The sequence below is a fragment of the Anaerotignum faecicola genome, assembly GCA_024460105.1.
In the GTDB taxonomy this organism is placed as follows: Bacteria; Bacillota; Clostridia; order Lachnospirales; family Anaerotignaceae; genus JANFXS01.
The window spans coordinates 1-488 of the sequence record JANFXS010000192.1; the positions used below are offsets into that span (position 1 = coordinate 1).

Consider the following 488-nt stretch of genomic DNA (forward strand, 5'->3'; position numbering starts at 1 on the left):
CAAGGCAGATCCGGAACTGGAACATCGGATGATACGGATCAATCCCATGCGGGCTGGAGCGGACACTGTTTTAAGAATAATAAAAGAATCAGTAGAAAGAGTGGTGTAAATGTTCCTGGAACAAACTGTAAAACGGAATCCGGAACTGGTCCGGCTGGCATTCAGTCTCCACAGGCAGGGAATCATAGAACCGGATTCCTATCTCATTGATGTGGACACCTTTTTGCAAAATGCGGAGGAAATGCTGGAGTGCTCCAGGCAAAATGGCGTAAAGCTTTACTTTATGCTGAAACAGCTGGGGCGCAATCCCTATCTGGCAAAGGAGCTGATGAGGCTGGGATATTCCGGCGCGGTGGCTGTTGACTATAAAGAGGCCGCCGTAATGATGGAGCATGGGATTCCGATCGGAAATGCAGGGCATCTGGTACAGATACCGACGGCCCAGGTAAGACAGATTGTCTCCTGCCGCCCGGAGGTCATCACCGTTT

1 protein-coding gene is annotated in these 488 nt (G+C 50.4%); it reads left to right on the forward strand.

Annotated features, from left to right (window positions below):
- Positions 1–109: 109 nt before the first annotated feature.
- On the forward strand, positions 110–488 hold a 379-nt coding region (locus NE664_13475; GenBank protein ID MCQ4727642.1), incomplete at its 3' end, for a YhfX family PLP-dependent enzyme.